Origin of the sequence: Streptomyces sp. NBC_01275, from assembly GCF_026340655.1 — a bacterium.
GTDB lineage: Bacteria > Actinomycetota > Actinomycetes > Streptomycetales > Streptomycetaceae > Streptomyces.
In genome coordinates, this window is record NZ_JAPEOZ010000001.1 from 6,558,500 (window position 1) to 6,578,691 (window position 20,192).

16 protein-coding genes, 1 tRNA gene and 1 pseudogene are annotated in these 20,192 nt (G+C 69.6%); 12 read left to right on the forward strand and 6 right to left on the reverse strand.

Translation table 11 applies throughout. The features are described from left to right. Positions 1–31 precede the first annotated feature (31 nt). A complete protein-coding gene (locus OG562_RS29200; protein ID WP_266409602.1) occupies positions 32–976 on the reverse strand; it encodes an alpha/beta fold hydrolase in 945 nt (314 codons plus the stop codon). A 172-nt stretch (positions 977–1,148) separates the two neighbouring features. Here OG562_RS29200 and OG562_RS29205 point away from each other — a divergent pair, with 172 nt between their 5' ends. Continuing rightward, positions 1,149–1,571 (forward strand): hypothetical protein, encoded by a 423-nt coding sequence (locus OG562_RS29205; protein WP_266403024.1) that lies wholly within the window; start codon positions 1,149–1,151, stop codon positions 1,569–1,571. A 1,523-nt stretch (positions 1,572–3,094) separates the two neighbouring features. Here OG562_RS29205 and OG562_RS29210 read toward each other — a convergent pair. Then, the gene (locus OG562_RS29210) at positions 3,095–3,640 is read right to left on the reverse strand and encodes a hypothetical protein (RefSeq protein ID WP_266403026.1); all 546 of its coding nucleotides are present in this window, start codon (positions 3,638–3,640) and stop codon (positions 3,095–3,097) included. 180 nt (positions 3,641–3,820) lie between these two features. Here OG562_RS29210 and OG562_RS29215 point away from each other — a divergent pair, with 180 nt between their 5' ends. Continuing rightward, a complete protein-coding gene (locus OG562_RS29215; protein WP_266403028.1) occupies positions 3,821–3,949 on the forward strand; it encodes a hypothetical protein in 129 nt (42 codons plus the stop codon). A gap of 484 nt (positions 3,950–4,433) precedes the next feature. Here the strand turns inward: OG562_RS29215 and OG562_RS29220 are convergent, their stop codons facing one another. Together OG562_RS29220 and OG562_RS29225 are read right to left on the reverse strand one after the other, a co-directional pair. Further along, positions 4,434–4,694 carry a hypothetical protein gene (locus OG562_RS29220; protein ID WP_266403030.1) on the reverse strand — a complete coding sequence of 87 codons (261 nt, stop codon included), beginning with the start codon at positions 4,692–4,694 and terminating at the stop codon, positions 4,434–4,436. A gap of 288 nt (positions 4,695–4,982) precedes the next feature. Continuing rightward, on the reverse strand, positions 4,983–5,306 hold the full coding sequence (locus tag OG562_RS29225; RefSeq protein WP_266403032.1) for a hypothetical protein: 324 nt from the start codon (positions 5,304–5,306) through the stop codon (positions 4,983–4,985). Between the two features lie 536 nt (positions 5,307–5,842). Between OG562_RS29225 and OG562_RS29230 the strand changes: the two are divergent. After that, a pseudogene (locus OG562_RS29230) lies at positions 5,843–6,070 on the forward strand (DUF2637 domain-containing protein); the annotation flags it as partial. 327 nt (positions 6,071–6,397) lie between these two features. Here OG562_RS29230 and OG562_RS29235 read toward each other — a convergent pair. Further along, positions 6,398–6,469: transfer RNA gene (locus OG562_RS29235), tRNA-Arg, on the reverse strand. A gap of 117 nt (positions 6,470–6,586) precedes the next feature. Here OG562_RS29235 and OG562_RS29240 point away from each other — a divergent pair. The 9 genes from OG562_RS29240 to OG562_RS29280 all read left to right on the forward strand — a co-directional run bounded on the left by OG562_RS29240 (position 6,587) and on the right by OG562_RS29280 (position 19,577). Next, a complete protein-coding gene (locus tag OG562_RS29240; RefSeq protein ID WP_266403034.1) occupies positions 6,587–7,147 on the forward strand; it encodes a response regulator in 561 nt (186 codons plus the stop codon). 251 nt (positions 7,148–7,398) lie between these two features. Then, positions 7,399–8,499, forward strand: coding sequence for an ArgS-related anticodon-binding protein NrtL (gene nrtL, locus OG562_RS29245; RefSeq protein ID WP_266403036.1), 1,101 nt, complete (start codon positions 7,399–7,401; stop codon positions 8,497–8,499). Between the two features lie 17 nt (positions 8,500–8,516). After that, entirely contained in the window at positions 8,517–9,908 is a 1,392-nt protein-coding gene (gene lysA / locus OG562_RS29250; protein ID WP_266403039.1) for a diaminopimelate decarboxylase, read from the forward strand. A 244-nt stretch (positions 9,909–10,152) separates the two neighbouring features. Next, positions 10,153–11,445, forward strand: a complete 1,293-nt coding sequence (locus OG562_RS29255) for a homoserine dehydrogenase (RefSeq protein WP_266403041.1) — start codon at positions 10,153–10,155, stop codon at positions 11,443–11,445. 6 nt (positions 11,446–11,451) lie between these two features. After that, complete coding sequence (gene thrC, locus OG562_RS29260; RefSeq protein WP_266403043.1) at positions 11,452–12,510, forward strand: threonine synthase; 1,059 nt, start codon at positions 11,452–11,454, stop codon at positions 12,508–12,510. A 372-nt stretch (positions 12,511–12,882) separates the two neighbouring features. Further along, positions 12,883–13,818, forward strand: a complete 936-nt coding sequence (thrB, locus tag OG562_RS29265; RefSeq protein WP_266403045.1) for a homoserine kinase — start codon at positions 12,883–12,885, stop codon at positions 13,816–13,818. Positions 13,819–14,223: 405 nt separating this feature from the next. Continuing rightward, positions 14,224–16,278: a transcription termination factor Rho gene (rho, locus tag OG562_RS29270; RefSeq protein WP_266403046.1), complete on the forward strand. Its 2,055-nt coding sequence runs from the start codon at positions 14,224–14,226 to the stop codon at positions 16,276–16,278. A gap of 180 nt (positions 16,279–16,458) precedes the next feature. Next, the gene (locus OG562_RS29275) at positions 16,459–18,237 is read left to right on the forward strand and encodes a trypsin-like serine protease (protein WP_266403047.1); all 1,779 of its coding nucleotides are present in this window, start codon (positions 16,459–16,461) and stop codon (positions 18,235–18,237) included. 167 nt (positions 18,238–18,404) lie between these two features. Beyond that, positions 18,405–19,577 (forward strand): LCP family protein, encoded by a 1,173-nt coding sequence (locus OG562_RS29280; protein WP_266403050.1) that lies wholly within the window; start codon positions 18,405–18,407, stop codon positions 19,575–19,577. Positions 19,578–19,591: 14 nt separating this feature from the next. Here the strand turns inward: OG562_RS29280 and OG562_RS29285 are convergent, their stop codons facing one another. Further along, a complete protein-coding gene (locus OG562_RS29285) occupies positions 19,592–20,068 on the reverse strand; it encodes a hypothetical protein (RefSeq protein WP_266403052.1) in 477 nt (158 codons plus the stop codon). Between the last annotated feature and the right edge of the window lie 124 nt (positions 20,069–20,192).

Below are 20,192 nucleotides of genomic sequence, written 5' to 3' on the forward strand. Positions count from 1 at the left end.
TCCGCCCCGCCCCGCCCCGCCCCCGCCGCGCTCATACCCCCCTGAGGAATTCGATGAGCGCCGCGTTCACCTCGTCCGGGCGTTCCTGCTGGGTCCAGTGTCCGCAGCCGGCCAGTTTGAGGGGCTTGCGCCACAGGTTGGGCATGAGGTCGGGGAGGCGTTCGATGAGTTCGGGGGTGCCGGGGAAGGCGGGGACGGCGTCCCGGTCGCCGTAGACGTACAGGGCGGGCGGGGTGACGACGGCGCCGTGCCAGGGAGCGGTCAGTTCCCAGTTGCGGTCGAGGTTGCGGTACCAGTTGAGCGCCCCGGTGAAGCCCCGGGAGAAGCTCTCCGTGAGCGCGTCGAGATCGTCCTCGGTGAACCACTCGGGCAGCACCTCGGGATCCGGCATCCCGGCGAGCCAGCCCTGCGCGGGGTCGACCAGCGGCTGGTTCCCCTCGCCGGCGTCGGGAGCGTCCCCGGACAGCGCGTAGAAGAACTTCCGCAGGCTGGTCCGGGTGTCCCTCGCGAACTCGGCGTCGGCGACACCGGGTCGGGCGAAGTAGTTCCAGTAGAAGCGGCCGTCGAACCTCTTGTCCATGGCGGCCAGCGGGGGCTCGGTCCCGCGGAAGGAGGGCGGCACGCTCAGACCGGCCACCCCGAGCACCAGGTCCGGCCGCAGCAACGCGGTGTGCCAGGCCACCGGCGCGCCCCAGTCGTGCCCGACGACGTACGCCTTCGTCTCGCCCAGGGCCTGGATCAGACCGACGACGTCGCCGACCAGGTGCAGGATGCTGTACGCGTCCACGTCGTCGGGATGGTCGCTGCGCCCGTATCCACGCTGGTCGGGGGCGACCACCCGGAACCCCGCACCGGCCAGCGCGCCGATCTGGTGATGCCAGGAGTGCCACGACTCGGGGAACCCGTGCAGCAGCACCACCAGGGGGCCTTCGCCTTCCTCGGCCACGTGCAGCCGAACCCCGTTCACGTCGATCATCCGATGCTCAACCATGTGGGCGAGCGTACGCGGAGTGATCGCGGAGTGATCGCGTAGTGATCTCCGAGCGGCGGCTGGGGTCCGGTGACGTCAAGGCGTTGGAGTCGGCGGGCGGCCTGTCAGTGCCCTCTCCTAAACTCGCTTCCATCGGAACAGCGAGGGGGGGGCGGGGATGGGCGGCAACGGATGGCGTCACACGGGCCCGTATCAGCCTGATCTGGAGGCCGCGTTCCGCCAGGCTCAGGAAGAGGCGCTGGCGCGGGACAACCATGGCTTCGAAGGCCGGTCCATCGATGAGCTGTGGCTCGACCCGGAGTGGCACGAGTACATCTTCACCGGTGGCACGGCCACCGTGCTGGACTTCCCCCTCATGATCGACGCCGCTGACACGGACGACGGTCCGTTCATGCGGCCGCTGACCGACGGTGAGGTGCGTGCGTTCGCTTCCCACGGCCGACCCACCTCCTCGGAGTGGGACGAGGCCCTCGACACCGAGCGGTTGGCCTTCCCTGACCGCGCCCAGGGGAACTGCACGGTGCTCTACCGCGACGGCCGGCCCACATGGATCGGCTACTGGGGGGTCACCGCCGACTAGTGCAAGGGCACCGCTCTACGGCGCGGCCGATCGAGCGACGGTCTTTGCCATGTCGCGCGGGCCTCCCAACACCCCGTCTCCGACAACTGAGCCCGGTCGCTGGTCTCCTGACATGCTGTTGTCCCCTTCACCACTCGGATCCAGGTAAGTCATCAGGCCCAGGAACCTCTTTCCGAGTTCCTCCCGGCTGAACCGGGGATACAAACAGAGCGCCACGTGGCGCACAAGGTCCGCTCGATCGACCTGGGGGTTCGGTGTTTACGGCGGTGGGTCGTCTGTCACTGTCGATCGTCATCGAGTGACCTCGGGGGACACCGGACGGCCCAGGGACGGCCCGGCCTTGATCGGTACGGGCCCGCAGTCCGGCCGACGACCAACACCTTCGATGCGGCTTGGCCCTGCCTGCGCCTCGGTCGACGACAGCTGACCTTCGGCACTCGGCGCTGTCGACGTTGCCAACCGACGCATCGAGGACCTGCTGCGCGAGTACGAGTGAGATCCATTGCTCGCGCCTGAGGCCCCTGGGATCCTCCAGGGGCCTTTTCGTCGGATCACCTGGTGGCTGTTTCCACTCCTCCTCAGAGCCCGGCGCAAGATCGCGAGGTCAGGAGGGCGTACTGGGCTTACTCGGAGGATTGGGCAGTTGTCCCCCTCGCCTCGCCTGCGCGCTCGAAGGTCATCACCCAGCGCTCCTTGGGGCGTGAGGGATCTTCATGGATCCCGGCCAGTTTCCAGCCCTCTGACCCGATCACCGAGGTGTACCGGTCCTGGATCTGCTGATTCGAACTGGCCAGTCTGTGAACGTAGGTGGTTTCACCCCGTTCCCGTGCTGCGATAGCGCCTTGAGTCATGCGCTTGCGCGCCCACTTCTGGAATAGCCCCATGGCTGACCCCCTCCCTGCCAAGTCGGGCCCTATGGCCCAATCATGGGGACGATAACCCCAGACCAGCCCGGCTCATGGCCTGGGGCCAACGCCTTTGCTGAGCCGTACCGTTGTGGCCGCCGACGCCGAGACCCCGTAACACCGCCGGGGCGGCCGATCGTTCGAGGTCGGCCGTGACGGCAGCCGGACACTTGGGATCCGGAACGCTGGTGTCGTCGACCGACCGTCTGGGAGTCAACGTCTCCTCAGGTTCACCCCCGACGATGCCTCGAGATCCCGTCCACGCCCCGTCCACGGACCCCGACATACAGCCGCTCCGAGCGGCATCCGCCTGCACATACGCGAAGACCCCGACCTCAGCGTTTCCGCTGGTGACGGGGCCTTTGGGCACCCAATGCAAGGTGCCCCCCCGGCAGGATTCGAACCTGCGCACACGGCTCCGGTGAGCAACGCTTAGGGATTTCGACCGGCACTGACGCCTCGTACTGATGGCCGCATCGTGATGACCAGACAGAGCTGGGCACCTGCGCCCCAGGGCCCTGGCTCCGCCCCTGAGCGGGGCGGAGCTGTTACGGCCGTTCATGCAGGCCAGACGTCTTCCGCCTGGCTTTGTTCAATCGGGCCGCGACGGAAGGCTGGTCAGCAGCTCTCGATCGACCGACAGATCATGAAGGACACGGCCTCCATACGCTTGTTCTGCCCGGTGGTGCCGATCGCGTTGGTCTCGCCGTCGACCCCGCAGTACCAGATCGGGTTCCAGCCCACGCTCTGCACATAGGAGTTGCCGCAAATCGTCCCTGTCTGCACACTGAAAATCACCGCTTCCAGGCGCAGCCCCGATCCTGCGGAGCCGAGCGTGATGCGGGTGCCGGACTCGGCGCACTTCTCAGCCCCCCACCCGCTGCCCTGCCGATAGCCCCTGGCACAGAGACTGCTCCCGGCGACCGCCATCTGAACGGCCTCGATCGCGTGCCCCCCTCCGGCCGCGCCGACCGACACGGACTGTCCGGCGTTGGCACACTGTTCGGCCGTCCAGCCGGAGCCCTGCACGTACACCTTGGCGCAGACCCTGTTCGCTGCTGCCTGGGCAGCGGCCGAAGCCGGGGAACTCATGGACAACGCCAACGCCACAGCCACCACACCGACTGTCAGAATGCGTGCGATCCCACTGTTTATTCGTGTCACGTCCAGTCCACTCCATCTATCTGGACAACGATATTCGGGGACCACTATCGCGGACAGTGCCGAACGGACAGGCCAGTTCGATCCCTTCCCGGGAAGGCCGAAGTTTTCCCGCCTCGCATGCGCCGTAGAGAGAGCCAACCGCCACTTTATCCGGCTCATCCCGTCTTGTTCCATGGTGAGTTGCCGGTCGCTGCCGTCCGCGACCTGATCCGCGGCGCGCTCAAGCTCGCCGGGTACGTCAACACCGCCGCCGGACGCCGAGCCCACACCGAACGCCACCGCGTCCTCGCCCTCTACGGCATCACGTGATCAGCCAGACATCCGAGGCACACGCCGGGGCCCTGGCCTACGCTCCCGTCCGGCGTCGTACATGTCAGCCGTGGATATCACCGACCAGGACAGGGAGCGGCGGAGGTGGGGTCCACTCCAGTCCATTTTTGGAGAGAGTGGCCAGGATCCACGCTTGACCGACCGGGCCTGCCACACTCCAGGTATAGGCCATAGGGCGGTTCCGCTTGCGCCAAAACTTCCACCGGGGTTCTCGTCTCGCACCCATGGCAATGTTGTGAACAAGGTCGGCAAGCCAAGCGATGCATGCGACGTAGTCATCATCGGGCCAACTGGCCAGCGCCTTGTGCCGCCGGGCCATGGCTCGAATCTCGATCACAGCGGAGTAGGCCAGCATGGATATTGCTGCGTGGTCATCGACGCGCCGACCGTTGGTCATGAGGCCCTCCGGCTTGCTGATGCCCCGTACCCGGGGTGAGGTCGACGGAGTGGCTTGGAACAGGAGTCATTCCTCGTCACACCTCTCCAGAACCAGGCCTATGGACCCTTCTTTGAGTCCGTTGCTCTCCTCCAGGTGGAGGTGAGCGCCATCTGGGGTGTCGTCCTGGGCTAGCGTGAGGAGGTGGCCGGCCAGGGTCCTCAACCCGGCAGCGTTCGCCTCGACGACGACCTCTCCGCCCAAGTTGCGGACCTCGACGTGTGCGCCTTCCTCCCACGTGAAGACTCTGGCAACTCCGTTGGTCACCGCACTCACGTGAGTGGTCATCGACGGAGCAGCGCTAGGTTCCGGGGCCATACCCCAGCATCGCGTACTCAGGGACCGTCAGGCACCGAGGGCGCACGCTTTCCAACTGTGGTGGTGGGGTGGTTGGGTGCGTGCGGGGGCGTTCACCTGCGTACATGGGCGGTTGGCCGGTGGCGCGGGCATGACTTGAGGTCTCACCTGAACGGCCGTGTCTTCTGTTCCGCTGCCTCTCTGAGGCCCTGCGCCGCGCCAGTCCCGCGGCAAGCTGCCGGGTGTCGGCGCCGTCCGTGCTCGCCGCCGGCGTTGCCATCATTCGAGGGTGCGAAGACCTCGCGTCCGAAGGAAATGACGACCTGCGCGGAGGGCCAGGAACAGCGTCGTGATCGCCAATACGAGGTTGAGAGTGTCCAAAATCATCATGACGGAGTAGGGCGCGCCCAGCAGGCGCGGCACGTTGGTGCCGATCATCCCCAGGCCCATGAGGAGGGGGAGCCATGCCCAAAAGAAGCGCCTGCCATGATCGGAACCGGCTCCCTTGCGAACGTTGGTCCGCTCCCACCACCGACCGCCGAGGCTCGCGAGGACAAGCGCACACCCCATCGCGACTACAGACCAGTCCATGAACCGCAGCATCACAATCCCCTCGATTCGTTCGCGGTCGACTGCAGTTGGGATGGCTGCTGTACTCCGCTGCTTCGCGTCCCTACGACGATGGGCTGGTTTTCCTAGGCCGGGCGAGCCGATGCCCGGCCACCCAGAGGTTGATCAAGAGGATTAGCAATCCCGCGACGGGCCAGCCCACGGAGCCCCCATCGCGGTAAGCCCTGATTCCAGTCACCAGCAGCATGATGCCGACTGCCAAACCCATCGGGTCGGAGAGGACGTTCACACGCCTCGCGACTTCGAAAGGTCGGCCACGGCTTGATCGTGACAGGGCAACGGGCTCCTTGCCAAGAACCAGTTGCCGCCCTCCTGCCGGAGCTGCCTAGCCTCGACTCCTTCCGGCCCGTCTTCGCCGTCGAGTCCACCAGGGCGGCGTCCCCCTCCGCTGCCGTGCCCGTCGGCCGCCCGGTGACCGATTAGCAGCCCTCCTTCCCCACGGTCGGCGTGACCGCCTCGCGCCAAGTCCCTACCCCTCCCATGCCCCGAACCGGAAGGAAGTCGACCCGATGCGCGCCCAGTTGGCCCGTGTGGACGCCGTGATCGTCCAAGCCGTCATCGCGGGGGCCCTGTCCTTCTCGCACCTTCACGACCTGGCCGACGCTGCTGGACAGGGCGGCTGGAAGGCGTGGGCCTACCCCATCAGCGTTGACCTGCTGCTGGTCGCCGCCTGGCGTCGGATGCGGGAGCAGCAGCGTGCGGGGCGGCCGGCCGGGGGACCGCGGCTGTGGTTCCTCCGGTACGCCAAGTGCCTCGACGGTCGGCAGGACGTCGCCAACCGTCGGATCGCCGAACTCCTCGGGGAGGACGACCAAGAGGACGGCCCCGGCGACCGGACCTGATCCCGACACACCTGCGACAGCACGCACCTGCGGCCTGATGGCCCCTGGACTACGGTCCGGGGGCTTCGTCGTTTCCGGGCCTGGCCTGCCCTCGGCCAGTCCACGCATAGTCCACAGCGCCCGACATGCAGCCGCTCCGAGCGGCATCCGCCTGCACATACGCGAAGACCCCGCACCCAGCGTTTCCGCTGGTGACGGGGTCTTTGGGCACCTATTTCAAGGTGCCCCCGGCAGGATTCGAACCTGCGCACACGGCTCCGGAGGCCGTTGCTCTATCCCCTGAGCTACGGGGGCGTATCGGCCGGGAGGTGTTTGCTCGCGGCGACGAGTAGAACACTACCAGCTCCCTCAGGGTGTTCATGAACGGGTTTCTGTGGGGGCGGAAGAGGAGGTAGGGGTCGCTCGCACGGGGTGGAAGTGGGGAAAACCCGGACGCGGTGGCCGGTCCCGACCTACTCTCGAGTTGTGCCAGGCGCGTCGGGTCGGGTGCTTGTTGTGGACGACAACAAGGTCATCCGGCAGTTGATCAGGGTCAATCTCGAGCTGGAGGGCCTCGAGGTCGTGACCGCGTCCGATGGTGCCGAGTGTCTGGAAGTCGTGCATCAGGTGCGGCCCGATGTGGTGACCCTCGATGTGGTCATGCCCAGGTTGGACGGGCTGCGCACCGCCGCCCGGCTGCGTTCGGACCCGCGTACCCATGACCTTCCCCTCGCCATCATCAGCGCCTGCACCCAGTACGAGGTCGAGGCCGGCCTCGAAGTCGGCGTCGACGCCTTCCTCGCCAAGCCCTTCGAACCCACTGAACTCGTCACCCTCGTACGGAAGTTGATGGAGCAGCAGCAGAGTCAACGGGGCGACGTCGGCAGCGCACGCGGGACCGTGCTGGGCGGCGACGGCGGCGACGGCGGTGGCGGGGAGGGCGTCGGCGCGGGGAAGGGGAGCGGGGCGAGCGGGGGGACTGCCGGCGAGTAGGGCCCGCTTGGCGGTGAGCCCGGTGAGCCCGGTGAGCCCGGTGAGCCGTTGAGTCGGTGGGCCAGTGGTCGGTGATTGGCGATCGGCTCACGCCGATGGCGGGGCTGGGAACAAAGCGGCTCCCGTCCATATCCCGCACTCGGTCCATACCCCGGGCTCCGTCCCCCTCCCGCCCCCACCCCCGTCCACATCCCGGACCTCTGCCAAACCGACTCGCCCAGCCACCCCCCTCCTCGCCTACGCTTGTCCCCGTGACCCCCGTCGAGCTCTCCCGTACCGTGCTGCACGCGGTGCGTCGTGCCGTTGATGCCGGAGAGCTCAGGGTGGCCGTTCCCGTGCGGGCGGTCGTCGGGCCGCCGGGGCCCGGGGGGCGAGGGGACTACGCCACCAACATCGCCCTGCAGTTGGCCCGTCCGGCCGGACAGCCCCCGTTGCGCGTCGCCGAGGTTCTCCAGCCGCACCTCGCCCGCGCCGAAGGCGTCACCGGCGTCGAGATCACCGGGCCCGGGTTCCTCAACATCAGCCTCGACCGTTCCGCCGCCGCCGACCTCGTCCAGCGGATCCGCCGCGAGGGCCTGGCCTACGGGCACACCGACGCCCTCGCCGGACAGGTCTTCGAGCTGCGCGTGCCGTACGAGGTCCGGGCCGAGGTCCTCGCCGACGCGTTGGCGCGGATCATCGCCTCGCAGGGCGGACGCGTCGCGATCGAGCACCGTGGGCGCACCGCCGGCCCCGGGCCCCTCGCCTCCCCGGCGACCCCGGCCCGCCTGGACCTTCGCCCCGTCCCCGCCCCCGAGGACCCCGCACCCCTCGGCCCCGACGCCGCCCGCTGGGCTCTGCTTCATCCCGCACCGCACGACCGGCCCCGCATCACCGCCGATCACCTGGTCCAGCGGGAGAGCAACCCCGTCTTCCGCGTCCGTTACGCCCACGCCCGCACCCGGGCCGCGAGCCGCAACGCCGCCGACCTCGGATTCACCGCCGACGTCGACGTCGACGACGTACCGCAGGCGCTCCACCCTGCATCCCGCCCCGAACCGCACGCCACCTCCACCCCTGTCTCCACCCCCGCCGCGCCTCACCTCGTCGCCCTCCTCGCGGATCACCCCCGTGTCCTCGGCACGGTCGGTGTGCTTCCCCGTGCGGAGGGGGTCGCCGCCGTCTCGCGCCTCACCCGGCACCTTCTGGCGGTCGCGGACGCCACCCTCGTCCTCTTGCCCGACGTCCTGCCGCGCGGCGAGGAGAAACCCTCGGCCGCCCACCGTGCCCGGCTCGCACTCGCCGAAGCCGCCGGGACGGTGCTGGCCGGCGGCCTGTCCCTGCTCGGCATCGACGCACCCGAACACCTCTGAGAGAGCCACCAGAAGTCATGAGCCGTTCCGCCCACCCCGCCGGGCCCCGCCACGCCGACGTCCTCCCCGAGGGCCACTACTCCGCCCCGCCCACCGACCTCAACGCCCTCGACCCCAAGGTGTGGGCGCAGACCGTCGGGCGTGACCCGCAGGGCGTCCTCACCGTCGGCGGCATCGACGTCAAGACGCTCGCCGAGGAGCACGGGACGCCCGCGTACATCCTCGACGAGGCCGATTTCCGGGCCCGGGCCCGTGCGTGGCGTACCGCGTTCGGGGCCGACGCCGACGTGTTCTACGCCGGGAAGGCGTTCCTGTCCCGGGCCGTCGTGCGCTGGCTGCACGAGGAAGGGCTGAACCTCGACGTCTGCTCAGGCGGCGAGCTGGCCACCGCGCTCTCCGCCGGGATGCCCGCCGACCGCATCGCCTTCCACGGCAACAACAAGTCAGTGGAGGAGATCCGGCGGGCCGTCGAGGCCGGGGTCGGGCGGATCGTGCTCGACTCCTTCCAGGAGATCGTGCGCGTCGCCCACATCGCACAGTCCCTCGGCAGGCGCCAGCCCGTGCAGATCCGGATCACCGTCGGGGTGGAAGCCCATACCCACGAGTTCATCGCCACCGCGCACGAGGACCAGAAGTTCGGGATCCCGCTGGCCGGCGGGCAGGCCGCCGAGGCCGTGCGGCGGGCGCTTCAGCTCGACGGGCTCGAGGTCATCGGGATCCACTCCCACATCGGGTCGCAGATCTTCGACATGTCCGGGTTCGAGGTCGCCGCCCACCGGGTCGTCGGGCTGCTCAAGGACATCCGCGACGAGCACGGGGTCGAGCTGCCCGAGATCGACCTCGGCGGCGGACTCGGCATCGCCTACACGAGCGACGACGATCCCCGTGAGCCGCACGAGATCGCCAAGGCGTTGACGGAGATCGTCACGCGTGAGTGCGAGGTCGCCAAGCTGCGTACGCCCCGTATCTCCGTCGAGCCCGGGCGCGCCATCGTCGGGCCGACCGCCTTCACGCTCTACGAGGTCGGCACCATCAAGCCGCTCGACGGGCTGCGGACGTACGTCTCCGTCGACGGGGGCATGTCCGACAACATCCGTACGGCGCTGTACGACGCGGAGTACAGCGTGGCCCTCGTCTCCCGCACCTCCGACGCCGAGCCGATGCTGGCCCGGGTCGTGGGCAAGCACTGCGAGAGCGGGGACATCGTGGTCAAGGACGCGTTCCTGCCCTCCGACCTGGCACCGGGTGACCTCATCGCCGTACCCGCCACGGGTGCGTACTGCCGGTCCATGGCCAGCAACTACAACCATGTGCTGCGGCCGCCCGTCGTCGCCGTGCACGACGGTGCGGCGCGGGTCATCGTCCGGCGCGAGACGGAGGAGGACCTGCTGCGGCTCGACGTCGGGTGACGGCGTGGGGTGACGGCGTCGGGTGAGGACGTCGGGGAGGGCGGGAAAGAATGCGGGAAAGAAAGGGCGGGAGAATCCGTGAAAGAGGCTCCGGAAGGATCGGTGGAGTGACCCGCGGAAGAATCTTCGTCCACCGCCCTCTCTGAAATGAAATAGATGTCTCACGATCCGGACCAGGGATAGAAACTCCGGTCCGGTGAGTGAGACTGGTCCAACCGTTGACGGTATGAGGAAACGAGGTCGGATGATGCGTACGCGTCCGCTGAAGGTGGCGCTGCTGGGCTGTGGAGTGGTCGGCTCAGAGGTGGCGCGCATCATGACGACGCACGCCGACGACCTCGCCGCGAGGATCGGCGCGCCGGTGGAGCTGGCCGGCGTGGCCGTGCGGCGGCCCTCCAAGGTGCGCGACGGCATCGACCCCTCCCTCGTCACCACCGACGCCACCGCCCTCGTCAAGCGCGGTGACATCGATGTGGTGGTCGAGGTCATCGGCGGGATCGAGCCCGCTCGTACGCTCATCACCACCGCCTTCGAGTACGGCGCGTCCGTCGTCTCCGCGAACAAGGCGCTCCTCGCCCAGGACGGCGCCGCTCTGCACGCCGTCGCCGAGGAGCACGGCGAGGACCTGTACTACGAGGCCGCCGTCGCCGGCGCCATCCCGCTGATCCGCCCGCTGCGCGAGTCCCTCGCCGGGGACAAGGTCAACCGGGTGCTCGGGATCGTCAACGGCACCACCAACTTCATCCTCGACAAGATGGACTCCACCGGCGCCGGGTATCAGGAGGCCCTCGACGAGGCCACCGCCCTCGGGTACGCGGAGGCCGACCCCACCGCCGACGTCGAGGCCTTCGACGCCGCCGCCAAGGCCGCCATCCTCGCCGGGATCGCCTTCCACACGCGCGTGCGCCTCGACGACGTCTACCGCGAGGGCATGACCGAGATCACCGCCGCCGACTTCGTCTCGGCCAGGAACATGGGCTGCACCATCAAGCTGCTCGCCATCTGCGAGCGGGCGGCCGACGGCGGGTCCGTCACCGCGCGCGTGCACCCCGCGATGATCCCGCTGACCCACCCGCTCGCCTCCGTACGCGGCGCCTACAACGCCGTGTTCGTCGAGTCGGACGCGGCCGGGCAGCTGATGTTCTACGGTCCCGGCGCCGGCGGTGCTCCCACCGCCTCCGCCGTGCTCGGCGACCTCGTCGCCGTCTGCCGTAACCGGCTCAGCGGGGCAACGGGGCCCGGCGAGTCGGCGTACGCCGCCCTGCCGGTGTCGCCCATGGGCGACGTCGTCACGCGCTACCACATCAGCCTCGACGTCGCCGACAAACCGGGCGTTCTCGCCCAGGTGGCGACCGTGTTCGCCGAGCACGGCGTATCGATCGATACGGTGCGCCAGCAGGGCAAGGACGGCGAGGCCTCCCTCGTCGTCGTCACCCACCGCGCGTCCGACGCCTCCCTGACCGGGACCGTCGAGGCGTTGCGCAAGCTCGACACCGTGCGGGGTGTCGCCAGCATCATGCGGGTTGAAGGAGAGTAACCAGCAATGACCCACCAGTGGCGCGGAATCATCGAGGAGTACCGGGACCGACTGCCGGTATCCGACACCACACCGGTCGTGACGCTCCGTGAGGGCGGCACGCCCCTCGTGCCCGCGCAGGTGCTCTCCGAGCGCACGGGCTGCGAGGTCCACCTCAAGGTGGAGGGCGCCAACCCGACCGGGTCCTTCAAGGACCGCGGCATGACCATGGCCATCAGCAAGGCCAAGGAGGAGGGGGCGCAGGCCGTCATCTGTGCCTCCACGGGCAACACCTCTGCCTCCGCGGCCGCCTACGCGGTCCGCGCGGGCATGGTCTCCGCCGTGCTCGTGCCGCAGGGCAAGATCGCGCTCGGCAAGATGGGGCAGGCCCTCGTCCACGGCGCGACGATCCTCCAGGTCGACGGCAACTTCGACGACTGCCTCACGCTCGCTCGCTCGCTGAGCGACAACTACCCGGTGGCGCTGGTCAATTCGGTCAACCCGGTGCGCATCGAGGGGCAGAAGACGGCCGCGTTCGAGATCGTGGACATGCTGGGCGACGCCCCCGACATCCACGTCCTCCCGGTCGGCAACGCGGGCAACATCACCGCGTACTGGAAGGGGTACAAGGAGTACGCCGCCGACGGCATCGCCCGGCAGACGCCCCGGATGTGGGGTTTCCAGGCGTCCGGCTCCGCCCCCATCGTGCGCGGCGAGATCGTCAAGGACCCCTCCACCCTCGCCACCGCGATCCGCATCGGCAACCCGGCCTCCTGGCAGTACGCCCTGGCGGCGCGGGACGAGTCCGGCGGGCTCATCGACGAGGTGACGGACCGTGAGATCCTGCGCGCCTACCGGCTGTTGGCCGCTCAGGAGGGCGTTTTCGTGGAGCCCGCGTCCGCCGCGTCCGTGGCCGGTCTGCTGAAGGCGGCCGAGCAGGGCAAGGTCGATCCGGGGCAGACGATCGTGTGCACCGTCACCGGCAACGGCCTGAAGGACCCGGGCTGGGCGACCGAGGGCGCCCCGCGTCCGGTCGTCGTCCCGGTCGACGCCGCGGCCGCCGCCGCCCGCCTCGGCCTCGTCTGACGGTCGACCCCACCGGGGCGACCCCCACCGGGGCGACCCCCACCGGAGCGCCCGACCCGATTCCACCAGGGCGACCCACCCGATCCCACCGGGTTAACCCTCACAGGGGTGCACAGGGGGCTTACGACACGCATCGTGCGCCTCCTGTGCGCCCTATGTCGCCACAGAACCTTCCTTCGATAGGCTGTACTGAACCCGCCCGCCGCATATGCCTCCGCGTACGGCATGGTGCCGCGTCGTCGCCGCGGCCTCCGGGTTCCCCGTACACAGGTCGTCGTACATATGTCGTCCCACACATCGCGCCGTACACCTTTCGCCGTACCCATCGAATGTCATTCGACAGTCACGCAGCTCAAGGAGAGTCATCGCGAGATGGCCGGTCCCGCCTTCCGCGCCGCCCCCGTCCGGGTGCGCGTCCCCGCCACCAGCGCCAACCTCGGCCCGGGCTTCGACGCCTTCGGCCTCGGCCTGGGGCTCTACGACGACGTCGTCGTCCGGGTGGCCGACTCCGGGCTGCACATCGACATCGCGGGCGAGGGCAGCGAGACGCTGCCGCGCGACGAGAAGCACCTTCTCGTCCGCTCCCTGCGCACCGCCTTCGACGTCCTCGGCGGCCAGCCGCGCGGGCTGGAGATCGTCTGCGCCAACCGCATCCCGCACGGCCGTGGCCTGGGCTCTTCCTCCGCCGCGATCTGCGCCGGCATCGTCGCCGCACGCGCGGTGACCATAGGCGGCGAGGGCAAGCTCGACGACGCCGCCCTGCTGGAGCTGGCGACCGAGATCGAGGGCCACCCCGACAACGTCGCGGCCTGTCTGCTCGGCGGGTTCACCCTGTCGTGGATGGAGGCGGGCGCCGCGCGGGCGATCAGGATGGAACCCGCCGATTCCATCGTTCCGGTGGTTTTCGTGCCCGGAAAGCCGGTCCTCACCGAGACCGCGCGCGGACTGCTCCCGCGCTCCGTGCCGCACGTCGACGCCGCCGCCAACGCGGGCCGTGCCGCCCTGCTCGTCGAGGCCCTCACCCGGCGCCCCGAGCTGCTGCTGCCCGCCACCGAGGACCGTCTGCACCAGGAGTACCGCGCACCGGCCATGCCGGACAGCGCGGCGCTGGTGGAGCGGCTGCGCGCCGACGGGATTCCCGCGGTGATCTCCGGCGCCGGACCCACCGTGATGGCGCTGGCCGACGAGGGCACGGCCGCCAAGGTGGAAGCCCTGGCGGGCGCGGACTGGGCCGCGAACCGGCTGGCCCTGGACCTGCAGGGAGCGAGCGTATTGCCGCTCGCGCCCACCGGCGCCGGCGACATTTAGTGCGCCGTCGCCGGATTTCGAGAGGGGGAATGTTTGTTGGATCCGGTAGTGTTAACCTCAAGTCTGCACCCGACCCCACCATGGCGAGGTGCTTCGTGTCCCCCTTCGGGACAGACATTCTTCCGGGAGCTTCCCAAGCCGCACTGCGTTCCGTACGTCGTACCTGGGCAGTACGCCGTACATCGACGTTGAGCGGTCTGCAGGGCACGCTCCGGAATTGGTGCGACCAAGCCACGTGACACTGGGTGTCACGGCTCGTCGAGGAAGCGCCATCACCAGCAAATCTCTCTTCCGCCGCTGTGGCGGACCACCGCCCCGGCTTCGCCTCAGCAAGGACCGAAGTCGGACAGCACAACCGGTCGCCGAGCCAGACAGGCCGACGTCCGCTCCAGGGAAGGACCCTTCGTGAGCGACACCACCGATCTGATGGGCGCACGTGTCGAGGAGACCGCTGCCGCGCCCTCCACGGACGCCTCCGCGCCTGCCACCGGTGCCGGCTCCCGGCGGCGCCGTGGTACCGGCCTCGACGGCATGGTGCTGGCCGAGCTGCAGCAGGTCGCATCCGGCCTCGGCATCAGGGGCACCGCGCGCATGCGCAAGAGCCAGCTGATCGAGGTCATCAAGGAGGCGCAGGCGGGCGGGGGTGCCGCGGCTCCCAAGGCAGCCTCTGCCCCTGCCGGGGACGCCGCCGAGACCAAGCCCAGGCGCCGCGCCACCTCCAAGGCTCGTACCGGCGACGACGCCGTCGAGAAGAAGGCGGACGCCGTCAAGGCCGAGGCCCCCGCCGAGAAGGCCGTGGCCCAGCAGCAGATCGAGATCCCCGGCCAGCCGGCCGGCGCCGACGCCCCCGTGGAGCGCCGCCGTCGCCGTGCCACCGCCGACGCGGGCAGCCCCGAGACGGTCGTGGCCGAGGCGAAGAGCGAGCCGAAGGTCGAGACCCCCGCGCAGCCGCAGGGCGAGGCCAAGGCCGACGCCGGCGACGCTGAGGGCCGCCGCCGCGACCGCCGTGAGCGCGGCCGTGACCGTAACGACCGCAGTGACCGTGGTGACCGCGCCGACCGTGGTGACCGCGGCGACCGCGCCGACCGCGGCGACCGTCGCAAGAGCGAGGACCAGCAGGGCGGCGGACAGCCGCAGCGTCAGCAGCAGAGCCAGCCGCAGGGCGGAGGCCGTCAGGACCGCCAGCAGCGCGACAACGGTCCGCAGGACGACGACGAGTTCGGCGACGGCCGCCGTGGCCGTCGCGGCCGCTACCGGGACCGCCGTGGCCGCCGTGGCCGCGACGAGATCGGCACGCCGGAGCCGCAGCTCGCCGACGACGACGTCCTGATCCCCGTCGCGGGCATCCTGGACATCCTCGACAACTACGCCTTCATCCGTACGTCGGGCTACCTGCCGGGCCCCAACGACGTGTACGTCTCCCTCGCCCAGGTCCGCAAGAACGGCCTGCGCAAGGGCGACCACATCACCGGTGCGGTCCGTCAGCCGAAGGAGGGCGAGCGCCGCGAGAAGTTCAACGCGCTGGTGCGCCTGGACTCGACCAACGGCATGGCCCCCGACTCCGGTCGCGGGCGGCCGGAGTTCAACAAGCTGACCCCGCTCTACCCGCAGGACCGCCTCCGTCTGGAGACGGACCCGGGCGTGCTCACCACCCGCATCATCGACCTCGTCGCACCGATCGGTAAGGGCCAGCGCGGTCTGATCGTGGCCCCGCCGAAGACCGGCAAGACCATGATCATGCAGGCGATCGCCAACGCGATCACGCACAACAACCCCGAGTGCCACCTGATGGTCGTCCTGGTCGACGAGCGTCCGGAAGAGGTCACCGACATGCAGCGGTCGGTCAAGGGCGAGGTCATCTCCTCGACCTTCGACCGCCCGGCCGAGGACCACACCACGGTCGCCGAGCTCGCCATCGAGCGCGCCAAGCGACTGGTGGAGCTGGGCCACGACGTCGTCGTGCTGCTCGACTCGATCACGCGTCTGGGCCGTGCGTACAACCTCGCCGCCCCGGCCTCCGGCCGCATCCTGTCCGGTGGTGTCGACTCCACGGCCCTGTACCCGCCGAAGCGCTTCTTCGGTGCGGCCCGCAACATCGAGGACGGCGGCTCGCTGACCATCCTCGCCACCGCGCTGGTGGACACCGGGTCCCGCATGGACGAGGTCATCTTCGAGGAGTTCAAGGGCACCGGCAACGCGGAGCTCAAGCTCGACCGCAAGCTCGCCGACAAGCGCATCTTCCCGGCGGTGGACGTCGACGCGTCCGGCACCCGCAAGGAAGAGATCCTGCTCGGCAACGACGAGCTGGCCATCACCTGGAAGCTGCGCCGGGTGCTGCACGCGCTCGACCAGCAGCAGGCCATCGAGCTGCTCCTCGACAAGATGAAGCAGACGAAGTCGAACGCCGAGTTCCTGATGCAGATCCAGAAGACGACGCCGACGTCCGGCAACAACGACTGACGAACGCCGGTCGAACGACTGACGTCAGCGCTCAGAAGGGCCGTCCCCGCTCATGGGGGCGGCCCTTCGCGTGTCAGTGGCGGGGGATACGATCGCGCCCTTCGAACTTGTTGATCCCGAGGGGGGACTCCAGTGGGTACACCCACGTCCGGGGGCGGTCGGCACAGACGCCGGATACGCATGGCCCTGCCCGTCGCCGCGGCCGCCCTGGCCGCCGCCGTCGCCGGGGTGCTGGTGACGACGTCCGCCGGCGCCGCCACCTCGCTGCCGACGCCGGCCACCACGTCGCCGTCGAGCAGCGAACTGAACAAGCGGCTCGTGACCGCCTACGCCGGCGACGACATCGCGGGCGAGACGTCCTCCCAGACGTCCCTGAGCGCGAGCACCGGCTCCAAGGCCGGCTCCAGCTCCAGCTCCGCCAGCGTCGACCCGAAGATCATCGGCGGTACGACGACGACCGTCGCCGCGGCCCCCTGGATGGCCCAGCTCTGGTACGGCGACGACCGCGGGACCACCACCGAGACCGACGACATCGGCTTCTTCTGCGGCGGCGCGGTCGTCTCGCCGACGAAGATCCTCACCGCCGCGCACTGCGTCAAGGGCTACAACTGGAAGGCCCACGGCGTCGTCATCACCGGCACCGCGCAGCTGCTGTCCGTCGACGCCGACGGCAACGCCGACCTGCACGGCGGCACCGCCACCGGTATCTGGCGGCAGTGGAACCACCCGTCGTACAGCGCGACGACCATCGACAACGACCTCGCCGTGCTGACCCTGCCGAACCCGGTCAAGGCGACGCCGATCCAGCTGACGACGGCCGGCGACACGGCCTCCTACAAGGCCGGCACCACCGCCAAGGTCTTCGGCTGGGGACGCACCACCTCCACCACGCAGGACATCTCCGACACCCTGAAGACGGCCGACCTGCCGATCCAGTCCAACGCGACCTGCACGGGCTTCAGCAGTTCCTTCATCGCGGGCCACATGGTGTGCGCGGGCGACCCCGCCACCGGTTCCGACGCCGGCACCACCTCCGCCTGCAACGGCGACTCCGGCGGTCCGCTGGTGGTCGGCGGCAAGATCGTGGGCGTCGTGTCGTGGGGCGTGAAGGACTGCGTCAAGGCGGGCGCGTACAGCGTCTTCACCAAGGTCACCACCTACGTCGGCGCCGCCTCCCCGCGCATCGACGACACCAACCTCAGCGGCGACCACAACGCCGACCTCTTCGTGCGCAACTCCTCCACGAAGACCGGCTACGAGCTGGACTCCAAGGGCACCACGCTCGCCGCCCGCGAGTCCTGGGGCTCCTTCAGCGCCTGGAACCTGGTCCTGCAGACGGACCTCAACCGCGACGGCTACCAGGACTTCATCCTGCGCCGCACGTCCGACGGCGACGTCTACTGGCGGCACTACGTGCCGTCCAGCGGCACCTGGACCAGCAACCTGATCGGCGACAACTGGAAGTCGCGGCTGTCGATCGTCGCCCCCGGCGACGTCACCGGCGACGCCCTGCCGGACCTGCTCTCCGTCGACTCCGCCGGCGTCCTGTGGATCTACCCGGGCAAGGGCGCCGGCACGTTCGGCACCCGTGTGAAGGTCGGCACGGGCTGGAACCAGTACAACTTCGTGCGCGGACACGGGGACTTCACCAACGACGGTCGCGCCGACCTGCTCGCCCGCAACAAGAGCACCGGCGCGGTCTACCTCTTCAAGGGCACCGGCAAGGCCGGCACGGGCGCCTTCGCGGCCCGGGTCAAGGTGGCCACCTGGTCCACCGCGACGTACAACGCCTTCGACACCGTCGGGGACGTCAACGGCGACGGCAAGGCCGACCTGCTGGCCCGCACGCCCGCCGGCACGCTGTACCTGTACAAGGGCACCGGAAAGAGCACGAGCGAGATCTTTGCCACAAGGGTGTCGCTCGGCACCAGTTTCAAGCAGTACGACCTCTTCGGCTGAGTCCGGTCGAACACGCAGGTGGGCGGGGCACGCCTCGCCCACCTGCGAACGCTCTGTGACCGAACCTGCACGGTTCGGGCACAGAGCGTTGTGCAACCCTGGCCCGAGTTTCCCCGTCTGACCTGGCGGAGTGACGATGGTGAGGTCGCACGAGAACCGAGGAGCAGATGTCCGCCGAGAGCACGCCGGACCCCGGCATACCGGGGAGCACCGGCACACCGGGGAACACCGGTCCAACGGGTGAGCCGACCGCCGACGGTCCGCGCCGCCGAGGCAAGGGCCGCCGCCGTAAGCAGCGGGGCCGGCGCAAGGGGCTGCTGATCATGGCCTGGACCGCCGCGGGCATCGTGGTGCTGGGCGGCACCGGGGCGGGCTACCTGTACTTCAAGCTCAACGGCAACATCAAGAGCGTCGACATCGACCAGGCCCTGGGCACCGACCGGCCGACGAAGGTCGACAACGGCTCCGAGAACATCCTCGTCCTGGGCTCGGACACCCGCTCCGGCTCCAACAAGAAGCTCGGCGGCGGCACCGACGACGGCAGCGCCCGCTCCGACACGGCGATGATCATCCATGTGTACGAGGGGCACAAGAAGGCCAGCGTGGTCTCCATCCCGCGCGACACCCTCATCGACCGGCCGTCCTGCACCGACACCGCGGGAACCGTCCACGACGCGGCGTCCGGCGTGATGTTCAACTCGGCGTACTCCACGGGCGGCGCGGCCTGCGCGGTCAAGACCGTCGAGTCGCTCAGCGGCATCCGGATGGACCACTACCTCGAGGTCGACTTCTCCGGCTTCGAGAAGCTCATCGACGAGCTGGGCGGCGTCGACGTCACCACCACCAAGGCGATCGACGACCCCGACAGCCATCTGAAGCTCAAGGCCGGCACGCACACGCTCGACGGCGAGCAGGCCCTCGGCCTGGTCCGCACCCGGCACGGCGTCGGCGACGGCTCCGACCTGGGCCGCATCCAGCTCCAGCAGGCGTTCATCAAGGCCCTGGTCGACCAGGTCAAGCACGTCGGCCTCTTCACCAGCCCGACGAAGCTGTACGCCCTCGCGGACACCGCCACGAAGGCCGTCACCACCGACTCGGACCTGGGCACCGTGAACTCCCTCATGTCGTTCACGAACGGCCTCAAGGGCATCAGCTCGAAGCACATGAACATGGTCACGATGCCGGTCCAGTACGACCCGGCCGACCCCAACCGGGTCGTCGTCTCGCAGGCCAAGGCCAAACAGGTCTGGACGGCCCTCAAGAACGACCGGGCGATCCCGAAGGCGGCCACCCAGGGCAACGCCTCGGGCGAGGCGGCGGGCGTGGTGACGGCGTCGTAGGACGGGCGTGCGGGTCAGGTCGTCGGCCAGCCCATGAGGGAGCGGCGACGGCCCAGCCGCACCGCCGAGAACTCGTCCTCGCCGGCCTGCGCCACCACGCCCAGCCGGCGCAGGGCCTGGGAGATCGGGCTGCCCTCCGCCGGGAACGGCTCCTCCTCCTCGACCCGCAACGGCCCCAGCGTGAGACGGCCCTCGTGCCACACGGCGGCCTGCTGCTCGCCCACGCCGCCGAAGTAGTCGGCCTCGACGTAGGCGGCCGGACCGGCGTGCGACCAGAGGGCCAGCCGGTGGACGAGCGCGGCGGGCAGGAACCGGAACCCCAGGGCGTGACCACGGCCGCCGTCCGCGACGGCGGCGAAGAACGCGTTCGACATCGGCACCAGCGACAGGCCCTGCTCGAGCGGCGACGACCGCAGCGCAAAGGGCAGCAGATCCTGGGCGGCCCGCCGCAGCACCTGCTCGCCGGCGATCACTCCACGCATCTCGTACATCCCCCGCACCCCGTCCTCCCGGGCCCCCGGGAATAGATCCCCGCCACCCCCGGTTTTGGGGGATGCGGCCAGTCCTGGCAGACTGGTACGTCGGCTCCGGTTCACGTTCGCCGTATCCCGCGGC